Genomic DNA, 21,552 nt, shown 5'->3' on the forward strand with positions numbered 1-21,552 from the left:
AGGCTCAACAATCGGTTCAGGCTCAACAATCGGTTCAGGCTCAACAATCGGTTCAGGCTCAACAATCGGTTCAGGCTCAACAATCGGTTCAGGCTTTTGGCTATAAACCTGATCTATGCTTGATTCATTATCATCATAGTTGGCATTTTTCAACGCCTCATTGCTTTGGGCTTGATAATCGATATCATAAGGCTGTAATGGTGGCACTGAAGCCAGATGCGTCTGAACGTTTGAAGGCTGCGGCGCAGAAGGCGTATGTTCTATCGCTGGTGTTTTTTCAGATGAACCAGAATGCTCATAGGTAGGGCTAAGTATTTCGTCTACAGGTAACGGACGAAAGGCCAATAAACGCAAAATACACATTTCGAGCGCTTGCATTGGCGTACTGGCAAGCTTTACGCCTTCTCGGGCTTGCACAACAATCTCATAATAGAGCTGTAATACATCAGGGCTGATATGCTGTGCAAGCGCATTGATATCTTGTGCCTGTGCCTCATTCACATTGAGGGCAACGTCAGGCAATAATTGAGTCAAAGCCAATTGATGTAATAGCTCAGCGAGTCCATCAAACATACTGGTGGCATCGACCATCTGCGCCCGCATTTGCTCAATATGAGCGGCGACGGCAGATTTGTCATGGTTATAGATATCTGTAATTAAACGCACCAAATCCGCGGCATCAATCAGACCAAGCATCGCATTGACAGTAGCATCATCCAGCGCTCCTTGGCCAAAAGCAATGGCTTGATCGGTCAATGACAAGGCATCCCGTACCGAGCCTTTTGCTGCACTGGCTAACTGCCAAAGCGCAGGCTGTGTGTACGCGACGTGCTCTTGGGTAAGGATGTTTGCCAAATGCTCGCTAAGTAGCGTTTGCGGCAGCGGGCGCAGCACAAATTGCAAACAGCGAGATATAATGGTAATTGGTAATTTTTGTGGATCAGTCGTCGCAAGCAGAAACTTCACATGCTCCGGCGGCTCTTCTAGCGTTTTTAGTAGCGCATTAAAGCTATGAGTCGACAGCATATGCACTTCATCAATGAGATATACTTTATAACGCCCTTGGCTGGGCGCATAAGGCACATTGTCGAGCAGCTCGCGTGTGTCTTCAACTTTGGTACGAGAGGCCGCATCAATCTCGATGAGATCGATAAAACGCCCTTGATCGATGGCTACGCAGTTATCACACACACCGCAAGGCGTGCTGGTGATACCCGTATCACAATTCAAACATTTAGATAAAATACGCGCAATCGTCGTCTTGCCCACACCGCGCGTCCCAGTAAAAAGGTAGGCATGATGCAAACGATTATAATCAATCGCATTAATCAACGCTTGCGAGACATGCGTTTGCCCAATCAACTCATGAAAGTTTTTGGGACGATATTTGCGAGCCAAAACCTGATATTGCTGCGACATAGCGATCCATTGTGCCAAGTAGTTAAAGTGCGTATTTTAAGTATATTTTTCGAATGCTTATTATAGGGGCTGTATAGAATTCAACCATGGCACTGACAGAGACTATTTTTTAGGCGGTTCGAAGGTAAAAATAGTAAGTATAGTCATTCTATACGGCTATTTTTAACACAGAAGCGGCAAAAAAGAGTCCTGTCCCCTGTTTTTATGAGTGGGGCTGATGCTAAAACTGTCCCATACGGTGTTGTAAGTCTCGCTAAGGTATTAACATTATCATCGACTTACGCCTTGTCTGGAACAGTCTTAGCGATCAGCAGTGCCTATTTGTGAATTCTATACAGCCCCTAACAAAAAGCCAGCGCATTCGTCTGACTTCTTACTGATTCTATAATAGCTTATCTCACGAACAACAAGCCATTTTGATTAAAGACTGACTAATTATCAGTCATGTTTACGGCGCATATGTGGGAATAAAATTACATCACGAATACTAGCAGAGTCGGTTAATAGCATCACTAGACGATCAATACCAATACCTTCACCAGCCGTCGGCGGTAAACCATAAGACAATGCTTCAATGTACTCTTCATCAAAATGCATGGCTTCATCATCGCCCGCGTCTTTTTCAGCAACTTGCCCGCGGAAGCGTTCTGCTTGATCTGCTGGATCATTAAGCTCGCTAAAGCCATTAGCCAATTCACGACCGCCGACAAACAGCTCGAAGCGATCGGTAATCTCAGGGTTGTCATCACTACGGCGTGCCAATGGTGACGTTTCTGCTGGATATTCAGTAATAAAAGTTGGCTGGCGTAATTGATGCTCAGCGGTTTCTTCAAAAATAATGGTCTGTAATTTGCCCACACCAAAGACATCTTTGACTTGTTGCTTAAGGGTTGTTGCTGCGTACTTTGCTAGATACTCTCGATCGTTGATACGCGCCATATCAAAGTTTTCTGCATAGGTTGCAATCGCATCCGACATAGACAGGCGGGCAAATGGTGCTTTTAGGCTAATGGCTTCTTCTTGATAAGTGATCTCAGTGGTTCCCAAGATATCCATCGCCAACTCGTTAAATAAGCGCTCGGTCAAGTCCATTAAATCATGATAATCAGCATACGCTTGATAAAACTCAATCATGGTAAATTCAGGGTTATGACGGGTCGATACGCCTTCATTACGGAAACTACGGTTAATCTCGAATACTTTTTCAAAACCACCAACGACCAAGCGTTTGAGATAAAGCTCAGGTGCAATACGTAAATAAAGCGGCATATCTAAGGCATTATGATGGGTCACAAACGGACGTGCTACCGCGCCACCTGGGATAGGATGCATCATGGGCGTTTCGACTTCCATGAAGCGCTCGTTCAACATAAACTTGCGAATACCGCTGATGACTTGACTGCGAATCATAAACGTATCACGCGTCGTCTCATTGGTCATCAAATCAAGATGACGGTTGCGGTACCGAGCTTCCACATCAGCCAAACCATGAAACTTATTCGGCATGGGACGTAAGGATTTGGTCAGAAGACTGATCTCTTCGATGTGCACATACAAATCGCCTTTGCCCGAGCGACCGATATAACCTGACACCCCAACGATGTCACCCAAATCTAGTGACTTAATACTCGCACGCGTCTCGTCATCAAGCTCTTTGCGTGCCACATATAGCTGAATACGGCCCGTCATGTCTTGAATCACAATAAATGATCCACGGTTGAGCATGACGCGACCCGCTACGTTTACTTGTGTTTTTTCGCCATTAGCAGCCTTTTCTTCGATTTCTTGTTTTGAGACGCCATCAAAAGCCGTTTGTAAATCTTGCGCATAATCCGTACGTTTAAATGTATTCGGATACGGCTGTTTACCTGACGCGCTGATATCGTCTAGCTTGGCTTGCAGCTGTGCAATCAGCTCATTGGTATCTTGTACTGGAGTTTGGTCTTGATTTTGATTATTGGCTTTTGACATAACGCTCTCAAATTTTGATAAGTTAGTTTTTATATTTAAAAATTTATAAGATTAATCTACACACAAAAATCCTTTAGCAACGCCACCTTCAATGGTTTGACTGCAACCAAAAGGGCTATCATTGGCCGCGCACGTTCCTTTTACGTTTGCCGTGCCAGCCTCAATAGCAGTATCCGAATTGGTACATTTGCCTTGACATTCAGAACTATCACTACAAGATTTTCCGGCATCTGAAAACTGCTGTACACAGCGATATGCTTGTAGTCTACCTTCTTTGGTGTACTTACCACCTTTTGCAAGGCATTCTTTTGCCAGCATCTCTACGCTTTTGGAGGGATAGGTGGCGTCGCTTTGTTCACTAGTCATTGCTGGTGTCTGACAGGCAGATATAAACAATAAAGAAAACAAACCCATAAAAAATAAAGCTAGACGATTATTCATAATAGTGCTCACAGGTAAAATATGGATCGATTTAGGACAATACTGGTTTTTGCTGCTGCACTCACTAATAACATATTACTGGTCACCGCCGATACTGGCCATCAAGTCAGCCTGATGCTCACGCAATAGCGCATCAAGGATCTCATCCAAGTCGCCTTCCATAATAGCATCGAGCTTGTACAACGTTAGGTTAATTCGATGATCGGTCATACGCCCTTGCGGGAAATTGTAAGTGCGAATACGCTCACTACGATCGCCGCTACCTACCAAATCACGACGTATGGTGTCGGCGGCATCAACCTGCGCTTGCACCTTAACTTGCTGAATTTTGGATACCAGCATTTTCATGGCTTGGGCGCGGTTTTTGTGTTGGCTGCGTTCTTGTTGACACTCTACCACGGTACCGGTGGGAATGTGCGTCAAACGTACAGCTGAGTCCGTGGTGTTGACGTGCTGACCACCCGCACCTGATGAGCGAAAGGTATCAAAACGAATGTCTGCTGGGTTAAGATCAACCGTATCATCAATCTCAACTTCAGGCATGACAGCGACGGTACAGGCTGACGTATGAACTCGGCCTTGGCTTTCAGTTTCAGGCACACGCTGGACACGGTGCACACCAGATTCGAACTTGAGACGACCATAGACGCTATTACCCGAGACGCGAGTAATAATTTCTTTATAACCACCGTGCTCACCCTCACTGGCTGACAGCACTTCCACCGTCCAGCCCTGAGTCTGTGCGTACTTTTGATACATACGGAACAAATCACCAGAGAAGATTGCCGCTTCGTCACCGCCTGTACCAGCACGAATCTCCAAAAATGCAGGGACTTTATCATTGGGGTCTTTTGGTAGCATCATGAGATTGAGCGCTTCTTCCATCTCTACGATGGTATCACGTGCGTTATCAATCTCCTCGATCATCATCTCTTTCATGTCAGGATCTGAGGCTTCTTTTAGCATGGCCTCTGCATCGGCCTGATCCGTTTCTGCACGCACATAGTTCTGCCATAAAGTAGTGATGTCCATCAAGTCGCTGTGTTCGACAGACAGTTCACGGAATTTATTATTATCACTGATGACGCTAGGATCTGATAATAAGGCGGTGACCTCTTCATAACGGTCTACCATCTGGTCTAAACGCAGGCGTAAGGATTCTTTCATAAAAGGACTTTTAATTAGATAAGAGGAATAAGAGCGTGATTATAGCAAATTTTTCGGGGTAAATTAAAACCTCTGAGCAATCTTGTCGTTATTGTGGGTAATCGGGCTAGCATAAACCTCGCACCTCTCTTTGTACCGACATATTGTTATCCCTATCATCTTATGTTTATAACACGCTACTCATCAAAAAATACTGGCACAAAAAAATAGCTAAGAACATTCTTAGCTATTTTGGTTACTACAAAAAATTTAGGATAAAAATTAAACTTTACGAACCAGTACCGAGCCGATTGAGTAACCAGCGCCAAACGAGCAAATAACACCCAAATCACCTGATGCCAACTCATCTTTATAGCGGTGGAAAACAATCATCGGGCTGGCTGAGCTGGTATTGGCAAACTCAGCAATAACGCTTGGCGCAATTGATTTATCTGCGTCTTTGCCAACTACTGTACGCAATATCAGATCAAGCATGTTGGCATTGGCTTGGTGTAGCCACATCATCTTCACATCGCTGGCTTGCAGTTCATTCTCATGCAAATGCTCGGTGATAATCTCTGATACTTTTGGACAGACTTCGCGGAAGACTTTACGGCCATTTTGCAAAAATAACTTAGGTGTAACAGGTTCATTGATATCAGCATACATCTCAGTCTGCGCTGCCAAATACTCTGATCGATCCATAAACCCATATTCATTGGTGATATTTGTCGAAAATTCTGTAAATAGCTTAGCATTAAGGATTTCATAGCCTCTTGGCGTATCTAAATCTTCAACAATAGAAGCCGTCGCTGCATCACCAAAAATGAAATGGCTATCACGATTGCGCCAGTTTAGATGCGCTGAGGTAATCTCAACGTTGACCACAGCGACACGTTTGGCAAGACCAGACACGATAGAACCATGCGCTTGTGATAGACCAAAAGTTGCCGCACTACAGGCGACGTTCATATCGTAAGCAAAACCGCCGACCATACCAATCTCATTTTGAATTTCGATGGCAACGGCAGGATAAGTGCGCTGAAAGCTTGAACAAGCAAGAATAATACCATCTAAATCATTGGCCTCAAGCCCTGCGTCAGCCAGTGCGTCTTTCAACGCTGCAGCACCCATTTCTGCCATGACAGACAGCTCTTCGCCCAAATTACGGTAAGCAATAACGGGTGCCATAATCTCAGGGTTTAAAATACCGTCTTTTTCCATCACATAACGTGATTTGATACCAGATACCTTTTCGATAAAGGCTGCTGATGAAGGTTGAAGTGCCGTAACAGTCTCTGCTGCTATCTCATCAGCATGCTTTTCATTATAATTTTCAACATACTGGTTAAATGACTCTACCAATTCTTCATTACTAATGCTGTAAGGCGGAATATACAGGCCAGTGCCTGTGATACAAGTCGTCATGATAAGCTTCCTTGTCTACTACTATAGGGCTTGGGATAAGCATAAATATGGGAAAATAACAGTCGTTTGATTTCAGTGAATAACTGTAAACTAAAAATCAGTGCCTTTATTATGCCTGAATATTATTATTTTTCTAATAGTTTGTTACAAATAATCTGTTTGCTGTGAAAAATAAGCAAAGAATGTCTTCATTTTGGGACAGCTACGTTATAATTAGTACGGTTCGGTGACCATCAACTCGCCTGATTTCTGCTAAATACTATTTTCTACTAAATACAATCGATGCTCACATTTGGGAATGTAATGATAGAACTTGTTCACTGGTTATTTGGTCAATATGCTGATTATTCTACCCTATTCATAGTGCTTGAGTTAATTGCGGTCATATTCGGTGTGGCAAGCGTCCTGCTTGCAAGCAAAACCAATATTTTGGTCTTTCCTATTGGCCTAGTCAGCACCGCTATTTTTGTTTATCTGTTATGGAAATGGCAGCTGTTTGGTGACATGTTTATCAATGCCTATTACACCGTCATGAGCATTTATGGCTGGGTGAATTGGTCGAAAAGTCAAAAAGATAAAGAATGTGAGCAATATCAAGATCATATCAATCCAACTGGACAACAGAAAAACCAGCCAGCAACAGGCGTGGAGACCCAACCTACTATTGAGGTGGCTCACCTAAATGCAAAAGACATACCGATATTAGCAGCTCTAGCCACGGCGACTATCGCCTTTGTCGCGGGCGTTTATTACTTTCGGCCAGTGATTAATAATGGTTTTAGCTTCGATGGTGCGACCCTTGGTCTGCATTTATTTACATGGGTTGACTATACCGATATGCTAACTACTGCCTTATTCCTAATGGCGATGTGGCTCATGGCGCGGCGTAAAATTGAGCATTGGATACTTTGGATAATTGCCGATGCTATCTCCGTCCCTTTGTACTTTTATAAAGGCCTCACCTTTACCGCGCTACAATATATCGTTTTTACTTTTATCGCAATCTGGGCTTATTATGAATGGCAACGTCGCTATCGCCTCCAATCTCATCCAGCATACGCCTAAATCTGTCGTCAATGTGGCGATATTAGGGGCAGAAAGTACTGGCAAGACCACGCTGTGCCGTGATTTGGCGAGCCATTTCGGCAGCCCTTGGGTTTCAGAATACATGCGTACTTACCTACAAACGAAATGGGATAACGAGCAATTGACCTGTACGTGGGAAGATTTACTTCCTATTGCGCAAGGTCAAATTGATTTAGAAAACAAACTCGCTGAGCAAGCAGCTAAAACCGATCACAACCATTATTTGTTTTGTGATACCAGTCTGTTTGAGCTGATGGTTTACGCCAACTGGTATTATGGCGACTGCCCAAAAGCGTTAACTCATGCAGCATTGGCGCATCATTATGATCTGATACTATTGACTCACGTTGATGTCCCATGGGTGGCAGATGACCTGCGTGACAGTCCCCATCAACGTGATGAAATCAGTGCTTATTTTGAAAATCAGCTGACCCGTCACCAAAAGCCGTTTCATCGCATAGGTGGTGATAGAGACGAGCGCGTACAACAAGTGATTGAATGGCTTGCTGAAATGGCTAATATATCATCTGTGAAGTAGACAATTTATCCTTTTATTTTTAGAAATCTTAAGAGATATCCATGCTAAAAAACCTTGAACGCTACTTAGAAAAAACCATCTTTAACAGCCGCTGGATATTAGCACCTTTTTATTTAGGGCTGGTCTTAGGAATTATTTTATTATTTATAAAGTTCGTTCAAAAAACATTCATGATGTTCACTACTGTAGTGAACGCTTCTGTATCAGATGTTATTGTTAATATACTGGTATTAGTCGATCTCTCCTTAGTAGCCAGTTTATTATTAATAATCATATTTAGTGGCTATGAAATATTTGTCTCAAAAATTGACACGGGCGATCACGTTGATCGACCTAGCTGGATGGGCAAAGTAGATTTTTCTGGTCTCAAATTAAAAGTCATTGGTGCCATCGTCGCTATTTCTGCTATTGATCTTTTAAAATCATTTATGGATATTCCTGATGAATTGAGCGATGCAGAAGCGGACAAACTAATGTGGAAGGTGATTATCCATATGACTTTTGTCTTATCTGGTTTACTGTTTGCAATAATGGATAAAGTGGTTGGCGATACTAAAAAGCACTGATGCTAAAAATACTAATATCAGAAAATACTAAGGCTTATTTTTCCACATACTCTCCATCGTTCTTACATATTTTTTCTTCATTCCTCCTCTATGCTCTTCTTTGAACCTACTGACTGTTATATACACAGTTTTGGACTAAAGATTCATATGAGGAGCTTTCATGCAAAAAACACTATTGACTAAATTGTCCATCATCGCCGGGCTTTGTATTATTTTTGCCATCGGTCTCGGTATGATTGGCTCGGTCATCTACGAACGACAAAATTATGCTGCGTCGGTGGTCAAAGAAATTGCCCAGCAGCACGTCAATCCGCAAGAAGTCATCACTCCATTTATCATCATTCCTACCACAATTACGCCTGAATGCCAGATTGCAGCATTAGAAACAACCAATAAATGTGCACCATCCTACTCAAAAAATGAAATTGTCTTTGCCAGTCAGACCCAAGCCATACAAGATCTTGAAGTCAGCACTGATACCTACAAACGTGGCATCTATCATGCGACCAGTTATGATGGTGCGTTGACATTTGACCAACGCTATACATTTGATCAAGCCATCAGCAGCTTATATGACAATACGAGCACGACTAGTGACACACAAGGTTCTGTCAGTACACCCGCTAATAAAAATAACACAAAGCCAGAAAAAACCATCATTCACTGGAATGCAGCAAAATTGATTATTCCAGTATCAGATCTGCGCGGCGTTGCGACTCTGCCAACGGTGACCATTGATAAAAAACCGATAAAAGCGACCTACCCTCAGACAGCACTGCTGAAAAATCTGACCTATGTAGAAGTAGCTATTCCGCAAGATATATTACAGCGTTCAGTAAAAAACATAACGAGCCAGCAGAATGGCAATGACACCCTTGCTACGAACAGTGCTAGCGAGTCACTAACCAGTACAGAAATCGTCATTGATTTACCGTTAGCTGGTATTAGCAATGTAAACACCGTGCCGACTGGACAAAACTTTAACTTAACGATGCACAGTAATTGGCATGCGCCAAACTTTATTGGTAAGGCGCTTCCTACTGCCAAAAAACTCACTGCTAAAGGTTTTGAAGCCAGTTGGCAAAATCAGTATTTAACAATAGCCAACAATCAAGATTTGTCGCAGTGTGTCAGGCTCGCTAACAACCGATGTATTGTCACCAGTCAAGCCACTCTCGATAGCAACAGCCAGTCAATGGCTTCTGATGATGCGATTACAGCAATAGAAGGCGCTTCCACAGCAGAAGGTAATGCCATACCTGATAGCTATAGAAACGTGCGCCTGAACAGCTTTGGTGTGAGTTTTGCTGAGCCTAATGACGTGTATTTACAAACTGAACGAACGATGAAATATGCCTTATTATTAATCTTAGTATCATTTGGCACTTTCTTCTTATTCGAAGTCATTAAATCTAGCCGCATCCACCCTATTCAATATCTGTTGGTCGGTTGTGCGCTGTTTGTTTTCTATGTCTTACTATTACCACTTGCTGAGCAAATTGTCTTTTGGAAAGCATATGCCATTGCTGCCAGCGCGTGTGTTGGGCTCATTGGTTGGTATGCTTATTATGTACTGGGCGGCGTCAAGCGAGCGGCGATTTTTACTTTCACACTGGCAGGATTGTATGCGTCGTTTTTCGGTATATTAACCACCGAAGATATGAATTTATTGCTTGGTGCTGTCTTCTGTTTTGTCCTACTCGCTTGCGTGATGGTCATGACTCGTAAAATTGATTGGTATAAAATTGCCTAACTCAGTTAGGGTATGTTAAAGACGTTTAGTCTAGGGCTGTCTTACGTTGGTATAATTGGCTAAAACTGCCAACATAAGACCGCTCGATCTACTCATAGATAATTCAATATAGCTATCATCTCATTCATTATCATCTAACAATCTGACTATTTAACGCCTTCGCCCATTCTTTACAGTTGTTCTCACAACGTTCACAGAGCTGGTCGGGCTCAGAGATATGATCCACATAGCCACAATGCATACACGCGTAATAAACCCCTGACTCTATCTTTTCGACTGGCTGATATTGTTTGGGGAAAAGCGGCATGCCATAGCGAGTTTTTTCAGGTGCATATAACAAGACACTAAAGTTACCATCTGTCTCTAACAGTCCAGTACGCACTTGCCCCAGATGCTCAACACCTTGTTGGCGCATTTCAGCAAAAAATTCATCATGTGACATTTTGCCTTTTTTAATCTTATCAAGTACCAGCTTACCTTCCTCTACAATATAAAGCGATTGACCCTCCAAAAGATTTTCAAACGCCTGAAAACTCGTCATAGCCCAAGTGCACAAACGATAAAGGAAGATAACGATACTCATAATAAGCACTGCCTGAATAATCGGCAAGTCCTCAGTAAACATAGGATCACCAGCGATAGATCCTAGAGATAAAATAATCGTCAGCTCAAAGATAGACAGTTGACGGACACCGCGCTTGCCTGTGAACCGTAAACACGTAATAATCAGCACGAACATCACTATGACACGTATTAAAATTTCAACGGCAAACGCCCAAGTCGTGTCGTAAATAAAAATACTTGCCCAATCCATATTTTTGTTTCCTATGTATCATTTAAGAAAAAGTTCGCGTATTTTATGCGAAAAATCACTTACCAATTGTAGGAATTATTTTGAAAGCCACGCTTTATACCGTCATTGCATTGGTTGCATTTGCCGCGAACTCTTTGTTTTGTAGAATGGCATTGGCAGAGGGGTATATAGATGCATGGAGCTTTACCATCATTCGGCTCTTAAGTGCTGCCGCCTGTCTGGGTATTATCATGACAATCCATACTTACCACTTACGGCGTCAAGCAGCAGAGCTTGGTAGTATCATCTCGACGGAGGCCATTTTAAACGATAAAGGCAGCTGGTTGAGCAGCATCAGCTTGGTAGTTTATGCATTGTGCTTTTCGATTGCTTATGTGGCACTTGACACTGGCACAGGCGCGTTGATTCTATTTTCAGCTGTTCAGCTCACTATGATTGGTTGGGGTATCTACAAAAAAGAGCAATTAAGCCCTTTGCAATGGATGGCATTTATCGTAGCAGTAATAGGATTTATTTATTTAATGCTACCTTCAGCCGCTGTCCCTTCACTGATGGCTGCGACACTCATGGTCATGAGTGGTGTGGCTTGGGGCGTGTACAGTATACGCGGTAAATCGTGCGTGTCACCGCTACGAGCCACAGGTTTTAATTTTATTAGAAGTCTAACAGCGATTCCGATACTGGCATTTGTAGGAATTTATCTGGGTGATGTAGCCATCAATAATTTCAGTTTAGACCATATAACAACCAAGGGAATAGTACTAGCATCTGTGTCAGGGGCGATCGCCTCTGGCATGGGCTACAGTATTTGGTATACCGCAATGCCTTTATTAAAAACCACACAAGCTGCCGTTGTACAACTGTGCGTGCCCGTGCTTGCAGCGACACTCGGCGTGGTATTTCTATCTGAGCCATTAACGATGCGGTTCGTTGTAGCAAGCGCAGTCATCTTAGGCGCTGTTTTGGTATTTATTTTAAATAAAAAAGTACCGATAGCATCAACTAAAAAAATAATGTAGACCGACTAATACTCGACAACAACAGTTTTGTCTATTGCCCTTGCAATAAACGATCAATTCACCCTTATCAACAACATTCAGTCAAACTGCCATATCAAAAACTACGATGTTTTGTTTCAGACTTATGCTTTTCTTTTTCCTCTTCAATTCTTGATAATATCTCAATAAACTCTATGATTTGTGCGCTATTGATTAGATAAGGATCAAAGTTGGTGCCTACCGAAAACTTACGCACGTATTCTCTATCCTGATCGCTGAGACTTAGATGCTTCATTGACCACTTACCCCAGCGTCGCTGTTCAACTTCATTACATTCTATAACTTGTAACGAAAAATGCCTTTCATCTTTGAATAACTTTCTCAACAACTCATTAATAACAGGTCTTGGACCTTCAATACTTTGGAGAAAATAATCTTCACTGATTACTAAAGCACCGGTAATACCATTGCGCTGATTATTTCTATGTGCTTGTGCAAGGATACGGGTCACTTCAACACTTTTGTTATTCGCGTTATGACGGCTAACATAAGTCAAACGTAAAATAATATGCTCGCCTTGAGGCATATTTGAGGCTCCTTTTGTTAAAGGCTCAGACTGCTCCATAAAAATCTCCCGTGGCTTGGCTAAAATTTAATTAAATAACGTATCAAATAGTTGATCACGACAAGGCTAACTCATTCTGCATTTGAGCATTTTATAAAACCTATTTAATAAGTTTTAACGAATTTTTCTCTTTTTATCAAGTCTATTGCAGTAACACTGCAAACAATGACGACAGACATCGACCAATATACCAATCCTTTTTTTATAAGAATCCATCCAAATATTATATGACTGTACCAATGATTATTTTTAATGCAGCTGCCAATAAAGCGGATTTCCATACACGTCCGCAAAGTAATCAATCAATGTTCTAACATTTAGTGAAACGTGACGTGTGTTGGGATAGATAGCCGCTATATGTTGGGGTGTTGTTTTCACGGCGGTATTATAATTGGGCAGTAATTTCACTAATGTACCGTCCTTTAAATGATCACCAATTAGCCAATCAGGAAACAATACAATCCCCATACCTTTGAGCGCTGACACCAATAAGGCTTCTGCGTTATTCGACATTAATAATGCAGGGGCTAAGTAAGATGTCCATTCCTCACCTTTCATCTTAAAGAGCCAACGATTTGCTCCTGACGAGCCCTTATAGACCAAACACTGATGGTCGATCAAATCCGCAGGCGTTTGTAATTCAGGATGTCTATTGATGTACTCTGCGGTCGCGGCAAGATGATAGGTTTGCTCGCCAAAAATACGTGCATGAAAGGCCGAGTCATTCAAAGTTCCAATTCTAAAAATAACGTCTGTCGCATCATGATGAGGATCAATAAAGTCATCAGTCAACGTCAAATCTATCTGTAATTTGGGGTACTGAGCACTAAGCTGTGGTAGCCAAGGTGCAATGTGTCGTTGGCCAAAAAATACGGGAGCATTGATTCTTAGTAACCCACCCGGCTCTAATGTCCTATCTTGCAACTCCTTTTTTGCCGCGTCCATGCTTTCGGTCATGGACTGTGCATAGATCATAAACACGCGACCCGCTTCAGTTGGAATGACGGCACGGGTATTACGATAAAAAAGCTGTTGCCCCAACGAGTCTTCTAGTTGCTTGATAATACGCGACACTTTGGATGCCGACACCCCTTCTTTTCGAGCCACCACCGAAAAACTCTGAGCATGAAAAACACTGATGTAAAAAAGTAAGGTTTTTATGCTGATGCTATCTACCGTATTCATTTGTGCAACTTATGCAAAGGTCATTTCCACATTATAGCGTTTTTCGTGAGCACAAGCTGCTGTAGACTACGCGCTATTGCTCATTAAGGATTTTTTCATGCAAATATTATTGGTACTTATAGTTGTGTTAGGCGGCATGGGTCTGTCTGTGGAAGCAGGTCTACTTGGCCCTTTAGGCAGTCAAGTTGGCGAGTTATGGGCGACACTGACTATTTTTGGTGTGGGTGCAGCTCTGACATTCTTTTTAATGTTGTTTTTTAGTCCACGAGACAGCCCCTCCTTCTTTTCACAGCCGCCTTTATTGCTTGTGGGTGGCATTTTAGGGCCTATTTACGTTGTGATATTAACGGTGGTGACGCCTGTCATTGGGGTGGCGATGACCATGATTGGCATACTTGCAGGACAAGTATCTAAGAGTTTGATAATCGATCATTACGGTCTATTTGGCACCACAGAAAGAAAGATAGATAAGAGAAGAATTATTGCTTTATGTTTTATTATTGCAGCACTGTTCTTTATGGCAAAGGGGTAAAATAAATGACACTTTTTTTGATGATTGTATTAGCAATAGTTGGCGGCGCTACTTTAAGTGTTCAAGCAGCGTTAAATGGTCGTCTTGGCGGCAACGTGGGCGTGTTCAAAAGTGCGTTTTTAACCTTTTCTGTAGGCGCTGTCGTAACGGCCTTACTTATTTTCTTCTTTGAACCAAATCATCCTGTTACACTGATGGATGTACCGAAATGGCAGCTTTTGGGCGCGTTGTGCGGCGTTCCTTATATTGTCATTATGGTAGTTGCAGTACAACGTATTGGTACTGCTGTCGCAACCGTGGCCGTTATTTTTGGGCAGCTGAGCATGAGTGTACTCATTGATAACTTTGGTTGGTTGGGAAATGAGGCAATTAGCCTTTCTGGCAGTCGCATCAGTGCTTTGATTTGTCTGGCGATTGCCCTTTACTTCATTCACTCTAGTAGTAAGTCTAAACCCAAAATTGCGTAGTAATATGGTTAAATATTACGATTTTAGGCCCTTTATTTACATTAAGATACTGAATAAAAGAAGTGACTGGCTTAGTATCAATTATTGATATATTTCAATGAATAATTTAAAAAGGGTCATAAATCATGTCAAATAATAACGTAGAAAATGAATCACCAGAAACCCGTAAGAACAGCCCTGTCACGTCTGTAGAAGTTGTAAAGGGTGATGATGTCATTTTGGATGACGATCATTCTGATCATAAAGAGGCTAAGTCTGATAAAGAGGCTAAGTCTGAGAAAGACGACAAGTCTGAGAAAGACGACAAGTCTGAGAAAGACGACAAGTCTGAGAAAGACGACAAGTCTGAGAAAGATGACAAGTCTGAGAAAGACGACAAGTCTGAGAAAGACGACAAGTCTGAGAAAGATGACAAGTCTGAGAAAGACGACAAGTCTGATAAAGATGACAAGTCTGAGAAAGATGACAAGTCTGATAAAGATGACAAGTCTGATAAAGATGACAAGTCTGATAAAGATGACAAGTCTGATAAAGATGACAAGTCTGATAAGAGCGTGACGATAGCCAATATCTATCAATGGGCTACTAAACTCAAAGATGACTTTATGTCTGACAAAAATGATAAGTCAGATGACAATAAATCTGACAAGTCATCCGATAGTGATAATGCTAATGATGACAAATCAGACAGCGATAAGTCTGATAAAGATGACAAGTACAGTGCTACGGTAGCCAATATTTATCAGTGGGCTGCTAAGCTTAAAGACGACCTTAAGTCTGAAGCTTCTGGTATGACTCATGGGGTTTCTGAAAAGGCAGTTGCATTATTACTAAACAAACTTTTAGTTGGTGTAGATACTGAATTAGAGGCCTTTGATAAAAAGGTGGAAGATTCTGAAGAATCAGTGCCTAATGCAAAAGAAGAACGCAGTAAGCTTGTTGAGAAAAAAGAGAAATACCAAGGTATGATCGATCAATTAGAAAGCTAATCCGCCATTTGCCCAGTGTATTCGTTTTAGGCTAAAGGCACCATATATCCAGTGTTAGATGTTTGCATAAAACGTCTAACACTGGATTTTTTATTGTCTTTTTTTCCTACTTTAGTGCCAGTCACATTTTTATAAATCTTATCACTACTGATGTCTCGGTCTTGTTCCATTGATTATCGTTAGCCACAATAAGGATAAAAAGAAAAAAACAGTTGACTTAATGCATACATTCATAATATAACATATATTATATTCGATATTTAGAATATAAAGAGGTACTCTTTTTTCTATGCACGCTCATAAGAAGAATTATGGAGGAACCGACATGATGTATTTAAGCTACACTCTCAAATGCTGGGCTTTAGCGGTCACTTTTTTCTTAGTATTTTACTTTATGGTGGTTATGAGTGATCCAAGCTTTAGCAAGTATCTTTATATGCTGGCGCTCAGCACTTTATTATTTCCCATCGCTAAACGTGCCATCGATGCGATGACAGATTTTTTTACATCAAAAAATGTATTATTCAATGGCTTATTACTTTCAATGTTGATTAATATTGTCATTTGGGTATTTACACCATTTATCGTGGCACTCACTGTGATTGGATTTATATTTTATAGCGTGGGCGTGCTGACAGAGCATATCAGTCATTAGAGCAAGTTTGAACATTCGACCATGACACTGACAGAAACTATTTATGAATATCAGACCCATTTTAATCTTTTCAAATAAAAAGGCTGGATTAGCAATGACCAATCCAGCCTAAAAAATCAAAAATACTTTCTGATTTTAACCCACCTTATCCCACATTTTACTGAGACGTTTGGGCGATACTGCCATACGGGTTTTCATCGGTTGCGCAAATAGCTGAATACGGTACTCCTCCACCATCCAGCGATATTCACTGATGGCTTCTTTGTCCGCACGCCCTGCCAGCCGCTCCATATGTAAATCCAGCGCATAAACGCCATCAAGATCAGCATCCAGATTGTGCTCGAGGCGCTCAAGGCGAATCTCTAACGCTTCAAGATAGCGCGGATACTGTTGCCAGTGGCTATAATCCATTCGATAAACAAAATCAGCCAAATGCAAATCTTCTAACTGATCTTCAATATCTTCGATAGATTCGCCGAATATCTCACGATCAAGCATCAATAACCCTTGGCGGATACGCTGCCAGCGGGTATAGACGTTTTTGAGCGTTTTTATCACGCTTTGTCCCGTCAATAAGAAGTTGCCAGCCACCACTTCTAAGGTTTGCTGATATTCCTCTGGCGTAAAGGGCAGCTCCTCTGCCAAACCGACTGCCATACTATCGGCACTTTCAGGTAAATCCATACTATGATCGAATAACACATAATGTTCTTCAAGCACCGCATCTAATGCCGCATCAATGACGATGGTTTTAAGCTTTTCCATATCACCGAGTGGCGCAAATGCCAGCTTGAATATGTTGTCAATTTGACTGGTCAGCTGCTTTTTCTTGGCACCAAGCTTGCTTTTGATTAAGGTTAAGACACCAATACGGTGCGCTTGCAATGCTGCATTGACGTCCGTATATTGATGAATTGATACCGCTGCACCTGCCTCATCAGCAACGAGCGCAGCAAATTGCTTCATCACGACGCCTGCACTATGATGGTTTTTGCTAAAGGCGAAATGCTCAGGAAATTCTGTATGCACCCCTTGTTGCTCGGTCACAGCTTGACTGGTTTCTGAGGCATGACGAATCTGTAACGTCTGCAAATCACGACCTTTTTCGATGATACGGTTTTTATCATCGACCACACAGATTTGTGGTTGTAAGTAACGGTCAATCGCCGATGGGTTAAAGCTCTCTGACGTCACTGACATAATACCGCGGCGATTTAGCGCTTGGCAAAGCTGCTTCAACAGACCTTGACCACCAGCAGGCTGCAATTCATCAAACAAGCTATCGGCCGTATCAGGAATCGGTACAATCTGACGGCGAATATCTTTTGGTAATGACTTGAGTAATTGTAATACCAGCTCAAAACGCCAACCGGGCACGCCCCACAGCAGCTCAATCGCATCTAATTGCGGTAATGCGGCAAGTGGCACACGAATGGTCACCCCATCGTCATCGCTCGCAGGATCAAAGACATAGCGTAGTGGTAATTTTAGATCACCTAACTTCCACACTTCCGGAAAATCGCCTGTGGTCGGGGCTTGGCTGTTTAAGACGTCCTCATCGGTAAAGAATAGATGCTTGCTATCGGTTTTTTCAACGTCAGCACGCCAGTCTTCAAAGGCTTTACGGCTAGCAATGTGTTCAGGGACTTTTTTATCATAAAACTGATACAGTGACTCTTCGTCAACCAACAAATCGCGGCGACGCAACTTATCTTCAATGCGCTCAATATCTGCGATTTTGTCCATATTATGCTGTAAAAATGGCGCTTGCCGACCTAAATTCCCTGTTACCAAACCATCGCGGATAAAGATTTCCCGTGACTCGCTGAGATTGACTTGCTCATAATTGGTTAACTGCTTACTGATAATAATAAGACCAAACAAGCTGATCTGAGCATAGGCTTTGACGCGGCCAGTCTTCTTCGACCAATGCGGCTCAAAGTAGTGATACTTTAACAAGTTACCTGCCGCTGAGATAATCCATTCTGGTTCAATCTTGGCAACGGTACGCATAAATACTTGCGAGGTTTCCACCATCTCAAACGCCATGACCCAAGGTGGTATTTGTTTAAATACCGTACTGGCTGGGAATATTTTGGCTTTTTGCTGACGAGCTGCCAAGTACTCGCCGCGATTTTCAGTTTTGTGTGCAATGATGGACAGCAACCCTGTTAACAATGCTCGGTGCAAATTGGCATACTTAACGGCTCGCAATTCTTCATCATCAATCGCAGTAGGATCGCTGGTCATGCTTTCTATGGCCGTGCCTTTATCAGCAATTTTTGTCTCGTTTACATCGGTCAGATTCAGTTCAGTAACCATCTGCACCAGTTGTCGATGCGTCTGATGCCATTCACGCACCCGCGGAAAGCTCAAATAGTTTTTCTTCGCAAACTGCTTACGTTGATTACCAGACAGCTTATTACCCTCTTCGTCTTTTTCAAATAAGGCTTTCCATAGGCTCAAATAGAATAAAAAATCAGAGTCATCTTGACGGAAGACAGCGTGCTTTTGATCCGCTTGGGTGCGCTTATTGGCTGGACGTTCACGGGGATCTTGTACCGCAAGCGCTGCCACAACGATGAGCATTTCACGAATACAATCAAAATCAGAACCCGCAACCAGCATACGTGCTAGCCTTGGATCGATTGGCATGCGTGCCATTTTCTGTCCGGTCGCGGTCAGACGCAGGTGATCCAGTCCTTTTTTGGCTTTGGGCTTATTGGCAGGCGCAGATTCGTTATTGGCTGTAATTGCGCCCAATTCATCGAGCAATTTATGTCCATCAGTTACCAAGCGGCTATCAGGTGGCTCAATGAATGCAAAGTCATCGACACTGCCTAAACGCAAATTTGCCATCTGTAAAATAACCGAGGCCAAATTTGTACGCAGAATCTCAGGCTCTGTGAATTCAGGACGACCGCTAAAGTCTTCTTCACTGTATAGACGAATACATACACCGGGTGCGACACGACCACACCGGCCTTTACGCTGATTGGCCGCAGCTTGTGAAATCGCTTCAATCGGTAAACGCTGCACGCGCGAGCGATACGAATAACGCGAAATTCGTGCAAAACCCAAATCAATCACATAGCGAATGCCCGGCACCGTCAACGCGGTCTCAGCAACGTTGGTCGCAATCACGATACGCCGACCACGACCTGACGGTTGAAAGATACGCTGCTGCTCTTCGTAAGTCTGCCGTGCAAACAGCGGCAGTACTTCTGTATGCTTGGGGCCATGGCGTTCAAGCACTTCTTGTAGCTCACGAATCTCAGCTTCGGTGGCAGCAAAGATGAGGATATCCGCTTGGTCGGCATGACCTTTACTTTGGGCATCACCAAAACATTCTTCGACCGCCGCAACCACCGCACGAGGTAGGTTTTCTTCAAAGTCGTCGTAGCTGTCATCGTCTGAGCTGTTTACGGGCTCATCAGTCAGCGGACGATAACGCACTTCTACCGGAAAGCTACGTCCTTCGACATTAAAGATAGGTGCAGGAACTTGACGTTTTAGCTTGGTATCGTAGCGACTGAAGTATTCACTAAAGCGTTTGGTATCCAATGTCGCCGAGGTGATAATGACTTTTAGATCGGGACGTTTGGGCAGTAACTTTTTGAGATAACCCATGATAAAGTCAATGTTTAAACTACGCTCATGAGCTTCATCGATGATAATGGTATCGTACTTACTCAAAAAACGATCATGGCCTAACTCGGCAAGCAAGATACCATCAGTCATGAGTTTAACGACAGATTGCGCGGTGCCTTGTTCATTAAAACGAATCTTAAAACTAACCGTATTACCCAATTGTTCGCCCAATTCTTCTGCAATACGGTTTGCCACACTGCGAGCAGCCAATCTGCGCGGTTGCGTATGCCCTATCTGCCCTGTGATACCGCGACCTGCCAGCATTGCCAGCTTGGGTAATTGCGTTGTCTTACCAGAGCCTGTCTCACCCGCGACAATGATGACTTGGTTATCAATGATGGCTTGTATGAGATCATCGGCACGTTGGCTAACTGGTAGATCCAAATTTAATTTGGCAGGTAAATCATTTGGAATACTATCGATACGTGCTTGTACTGTTTGCTGAGAGCGGGATTTTATTTTGTCATATTGAGCACGTTTTTTGGCGAGTATGTCATTGGTTTTACCATTGCTATTAGACTTTTTGCTAGCGACAACGCCGCGTGCTAACTCTCGCTCAAGACGACTCAGTAAATAGCTGTCTTTGGCAAGCACTGGCAAATCAGCAGTATCATCTATCGAAGATATTCTTTCATTATTTGGTTCAATCACTGAATGCTCATAGTCTTGTAGCGCTGACTCATTTGTATCGTGATTATCCGCCATGGTAGATTTTTCTGAAGTGTTATTCTTGGAAGTATTGGGCATATTTACTTAGGCTATTTATTATTTGAAAGTGCTTAGATTATGGGGGTAATTTGAGTGTGATTCAAGCGGGTTATTTTTGGTTGCGAACCTACATTTTGTTCCACAACCACTGGGCAATAAAATATCTTTCTTAGATTTAATAAATAGTATTAAATGAAGTAGCCTGGTTATTAGCATTGAGTTACATACATTCAAAGCTAAATAAATGGCCTAAACAATAAAGTCAGTCACTACTGGTATAAATAACCTGTTGGCTAGTAGCCGCTCCCTCAAAAAAGGTATGTATTTTCTGTAGTGCCAGCCTAGGAAAAGGAAGATGTAACGAAAGTATTAGTTTTTCAAACGCTACCATCTCATTAGCTAAAGCTCTAGCTGTTTCAGGTTGAATCTGCGGATTATCATAAAGATTGTCAATTAACCATGTCAATTGTGGAAAGTTAACATTATCGTGAATTTGATAAAAGGTGGGTAATATCTCATCAGAGATTTGGCAGCGCCTTTTGCGAATCATTCCAATTTTGTAGTACATATCTAGTGACAT

At 42.5% G+C, this 21,552-nt stretch carries 20 protein-coding genes and 1 pseudogene; 10 read left to right on the forward strand and 11 right to left on the reverse strand.

Features of this window, described 5'->3' with window-relative positions:
• The first annotated feature begins 46 nt into the window (after nt 1–46).
• A complete protein-coding gene (locus JMY02_RS13760; protein ID WP_406947700.1) occupies nt 47–106 on the forward strand; it encodes a hypothetical protein in 60 nt (19 codons plus the stop codon).
• 58 nt (nt 107–164) lie between these two features.
• Here JMY02_RS13760 and dnaX read toward each other — a convergent pair.
• The 5 genes and pseudogenes from dnaX to JMY02_RS00025 form a co-directional block, all read right to left on the reverse strand.
• A pseudogene (gene dnaX, locus JMY02_RS00005) lies at nt 165–1,419 on the reverse strand (DNA polymerase III subunit gamma/tau); the annotation flags it as partial.
• A gap of 438 nt (nt 1,420–1,857) precedes the next feature.
• Nucleotides 1,858–3,390 carry a lysine--tRNA ligase gene (lysS, locus tag JMY02_RS00010; protein ID WP_201593940.1) on the reverse strand — a complete coding sequence of 511 codons (1,533 nt, stop codon included), beginning with the start codon at nt 3,388–3,390 and terminating at the stop codon, nt 1,858–1,860.
• Between the two features lie 51 nt (nt 3,391–3,441).
• Nucleotides 3,442–3,831, reverse strand: coding sequence for a hypothetical protein (locus JMY02_RS00015; RefSeq protein WP_201593942.1), 390 nt, complete (start codon nt 3,829–3,831; stop codon nt 3,442–3,444).
• Nucleotides 3,832–3,906: 75 nt separating this feature from the next.
• Nucleotides 3,907–4,998, reverse strand: coding sequence for a peptide chain release factor 1 (prfA, locus tag JMY02_RS00020; RefSeq protein WP_201593944.1), 1,092 nt, complete (start codon nt 4,996–4,998; stop codon nt 3,907–3,909).
• A 261-nt stretch (nt 4,999–5,259) separates the two neighbouring features.
• On the reverse strand, nt 5,260–6,405 hold the full coding sequence (locus JMY02_RS00025) for a beta-ketoacyl-ACP synthase III (protein ID WP_201593946.1): 1,146 nt from the start codon (nt 6,403–6,405) through the stop codon (nt 5,260–5,262).
• A 303-nt stretch (nt 6,406–6,708) separates the two neighbouring features.
• Between JMY02_RS00025 and pnuC the strand changes: the two genes are divergently transcribed.
• From pnuC to creD, 4 genes are all read left to right on the forward strand, one after another.
• A complete protein-coding gene (gene pnuC / locus JMY02_RS00030) occupies nt 6,709–7,470 on the forward strand; it encodes a nicotinamide riboside transporter PnuC (protein WP_201593948.1) in 762 nt (253 codons plus the stop codon).
• A complete protein-coding gene (locus tag JMY02_RS00035) occupies nt 7,421–8,029 on the forward strand; it encodes an AAA family ATPase (RefSeq protein WP_201593952.1) in 609 nt (202 codons plus the stop codon). The genes pnuC and JMY02_RS00035 overlap by 50 nt, the downstream gene beginning before the upstream one ends.
• Before the next feature lie 41 nt (nt 8,030–8,070).
• Nucleotides 8,071–8,595, forward strand: a complete 525-nt coding sequence (locus JMY02_RS00040) for a TIGR00645 family protein (protein WP_201593953.1) — start codon at nt 8,071–8,073, stop codon at nt 8,593–8,595.
• A gap of 160 nt (nt 8,596–8,755) precedes the next feature.
• On the forward strand, nt 8,756–10,348 hold the full coding sequence (gene creD, locus JMY02_RS00045; protein ID WP_201593954.1) for a cell envelope integrity protein CreD: 1,593 nt from the start codon (nt 8,756–8,758) through the stop codon (nt 10,346–10,348).
• Between the two features lie 130 nt (nt 10,349–10,478).
• Here the strand turns inward: creD and JMY02_RS00050 are convergent, their stop codons facing one another.
• Complete coding sequence (locus JMY02_RS00050) at nt 10,479–11,162, reverse strand: DUF421 domain-containing protein (RefSeq protein WP_021815323.1); 684 nt, start codon at nt 11,160–11,162, stop codon at nt 10,479–10,481.
• Between the two features lie 80 nt (nt 11,163–11,242).
• On the opposite strand from JMY02_RS00050, the gene JMY02_RS00055 reads away from it, so the two are divergent.
• Entirely contained in the window at nt 11,243–12,181 is a 939-nt protein-coding gene (locus tag JMY02_RS00055) for a DMT family transporter (RefSeq protein ID WP_201593955.1), read from the forward strand.
• Nucleotides 12,182–12,275: 94 nt separating this feature from the next.
• Here the strand turns inward: JMY02_RS00055 and JMY02_RS00060 are convergent, their stop codons facing one another.
• Nucleotides 12,276–12,785, reverse strand: a complete 510-nt coding sequence (locus JMY02_RS00060; RefSeq protein ID WP_201593956.1) for a BLUF domain-containing protein — start codon at nt 12,783–12,785, stop codon at nt 12,276–12,278.
• A gap of 249 nt (nt 12,786–13,034) precedes the next feature.
• Complete coding sequence (locus JMY02_RS00065) at nt 13,035–13,970, reverse strand: LysR family transcriptional regulator (protein ID WP_201593957.1); 936 nt, start codon at nt 13,968–13,970, stop codon at nt 13,035–13,037.
• Between the two features lie 97 nt (nt 13,971–14,067).
• Here JMY02_RS00065 and JMY02_RS00070 point away from each other — a divergent pair, with 97 nt between their 5' ends.
• From JMY02_RS00070 to JMY02_RS00080, 3 genes are all read left to right on the forward strand, one after another.
• The gene (locus tag JMY02_RS00070) at nt 14,068–14,502 is read left to right on the forward strand and encodes a DMT family transporter (protein ID WP_201593959.1); all 435 of its coding nucleotides are present in this window, start codon (nt 14,068–14,070) and stop codon (nt 14,500–14,502) included.
• 5 nt (nt 14,503–14,507) lie between these two features.
• Entirely contained in the window at nt 14,508–14,969 is a 462-nt protein-coding gene (locus JMY02_RS00075) for a DMT family transporter (protein WP_201593961.1), read from the forward strand.
• Between the two features lie 125 nt (nt 14,970–15,094).
• Nucleotides 15,095–15,958, forward strand: a complete 864-nt coding sequence (locus tag JMY02_RS00080) for a hypothetical protein (RefSeq protein WP_201593963.1) — start codon at nt 15,095–15,097, stop codon at nt 15,956–15,958.
• 26 nt (nt 15,959–15,984) lie between these two features.
• Here the strand turns inward: JMY02_RS00080 and JMY02_RS00085 are convergent, their stop codons facing one another.
• Nucleotides 15,985–16,128: a hypothetical protein gene (locus JMY02_RS00085; RefSeq protein ID WP_201593965.1), complete on the reverse strand. Its 144-nt coding sequence runs from the start codon at nt 16,126–16,128 to the stop codon at nt 15,985–15,987.
• 155 nt (nt 16,129–16,283) lie between these two features.
• Between JMY02_RS00085 and JMY02_RS00090 the strand changes: the two genes are divergently transcribed.
• A complete protein-coding gene (locus JMY02_RS00090; protein ID WP_201593967.1) occupies nt 16,284–16,613 on the forward strand; it encodes a hypothetical protein in 330 nt (109 codons plus the stop codon).
• A 135-nt stretch (nt 16,614–16,748) separates the two neighbouring features.
• Here the strand turns inward: JMY02_RS00090 and hrpA are convergent, their stop codons facing one another.
• Entirely contained in the window at nt 16,749–20,882 is a 4,134-nt protein-coding gene (gene hrpA / locus JMY02_RS00095) for an ATP-dependent RNA helicase HrpA (RefSeq protein WP_201594403.1), read from the reverse strand.
• Between the two features lie 352 nt (nt 20,883–21,234).
• On the reverse strand, nt 21,235–21,552 hold the full coding sequence (locus JMY02_RS00100; protein WP_201593969.1) for a hypothetical protein: 318 nt from the start codon (nt 21,550–21,552) through the stop codon (nt 21,235–21,237).

It is taken from the genome of Psychrobacter vallis, from assembly GCF_904846715.1.
Lineage (GTDB): Bacteria > Pseudomonadota > Gammaproteobacteria > Pseudomonadales > Moraxellaceae > Psychrobacter > Psychrobacter vallis.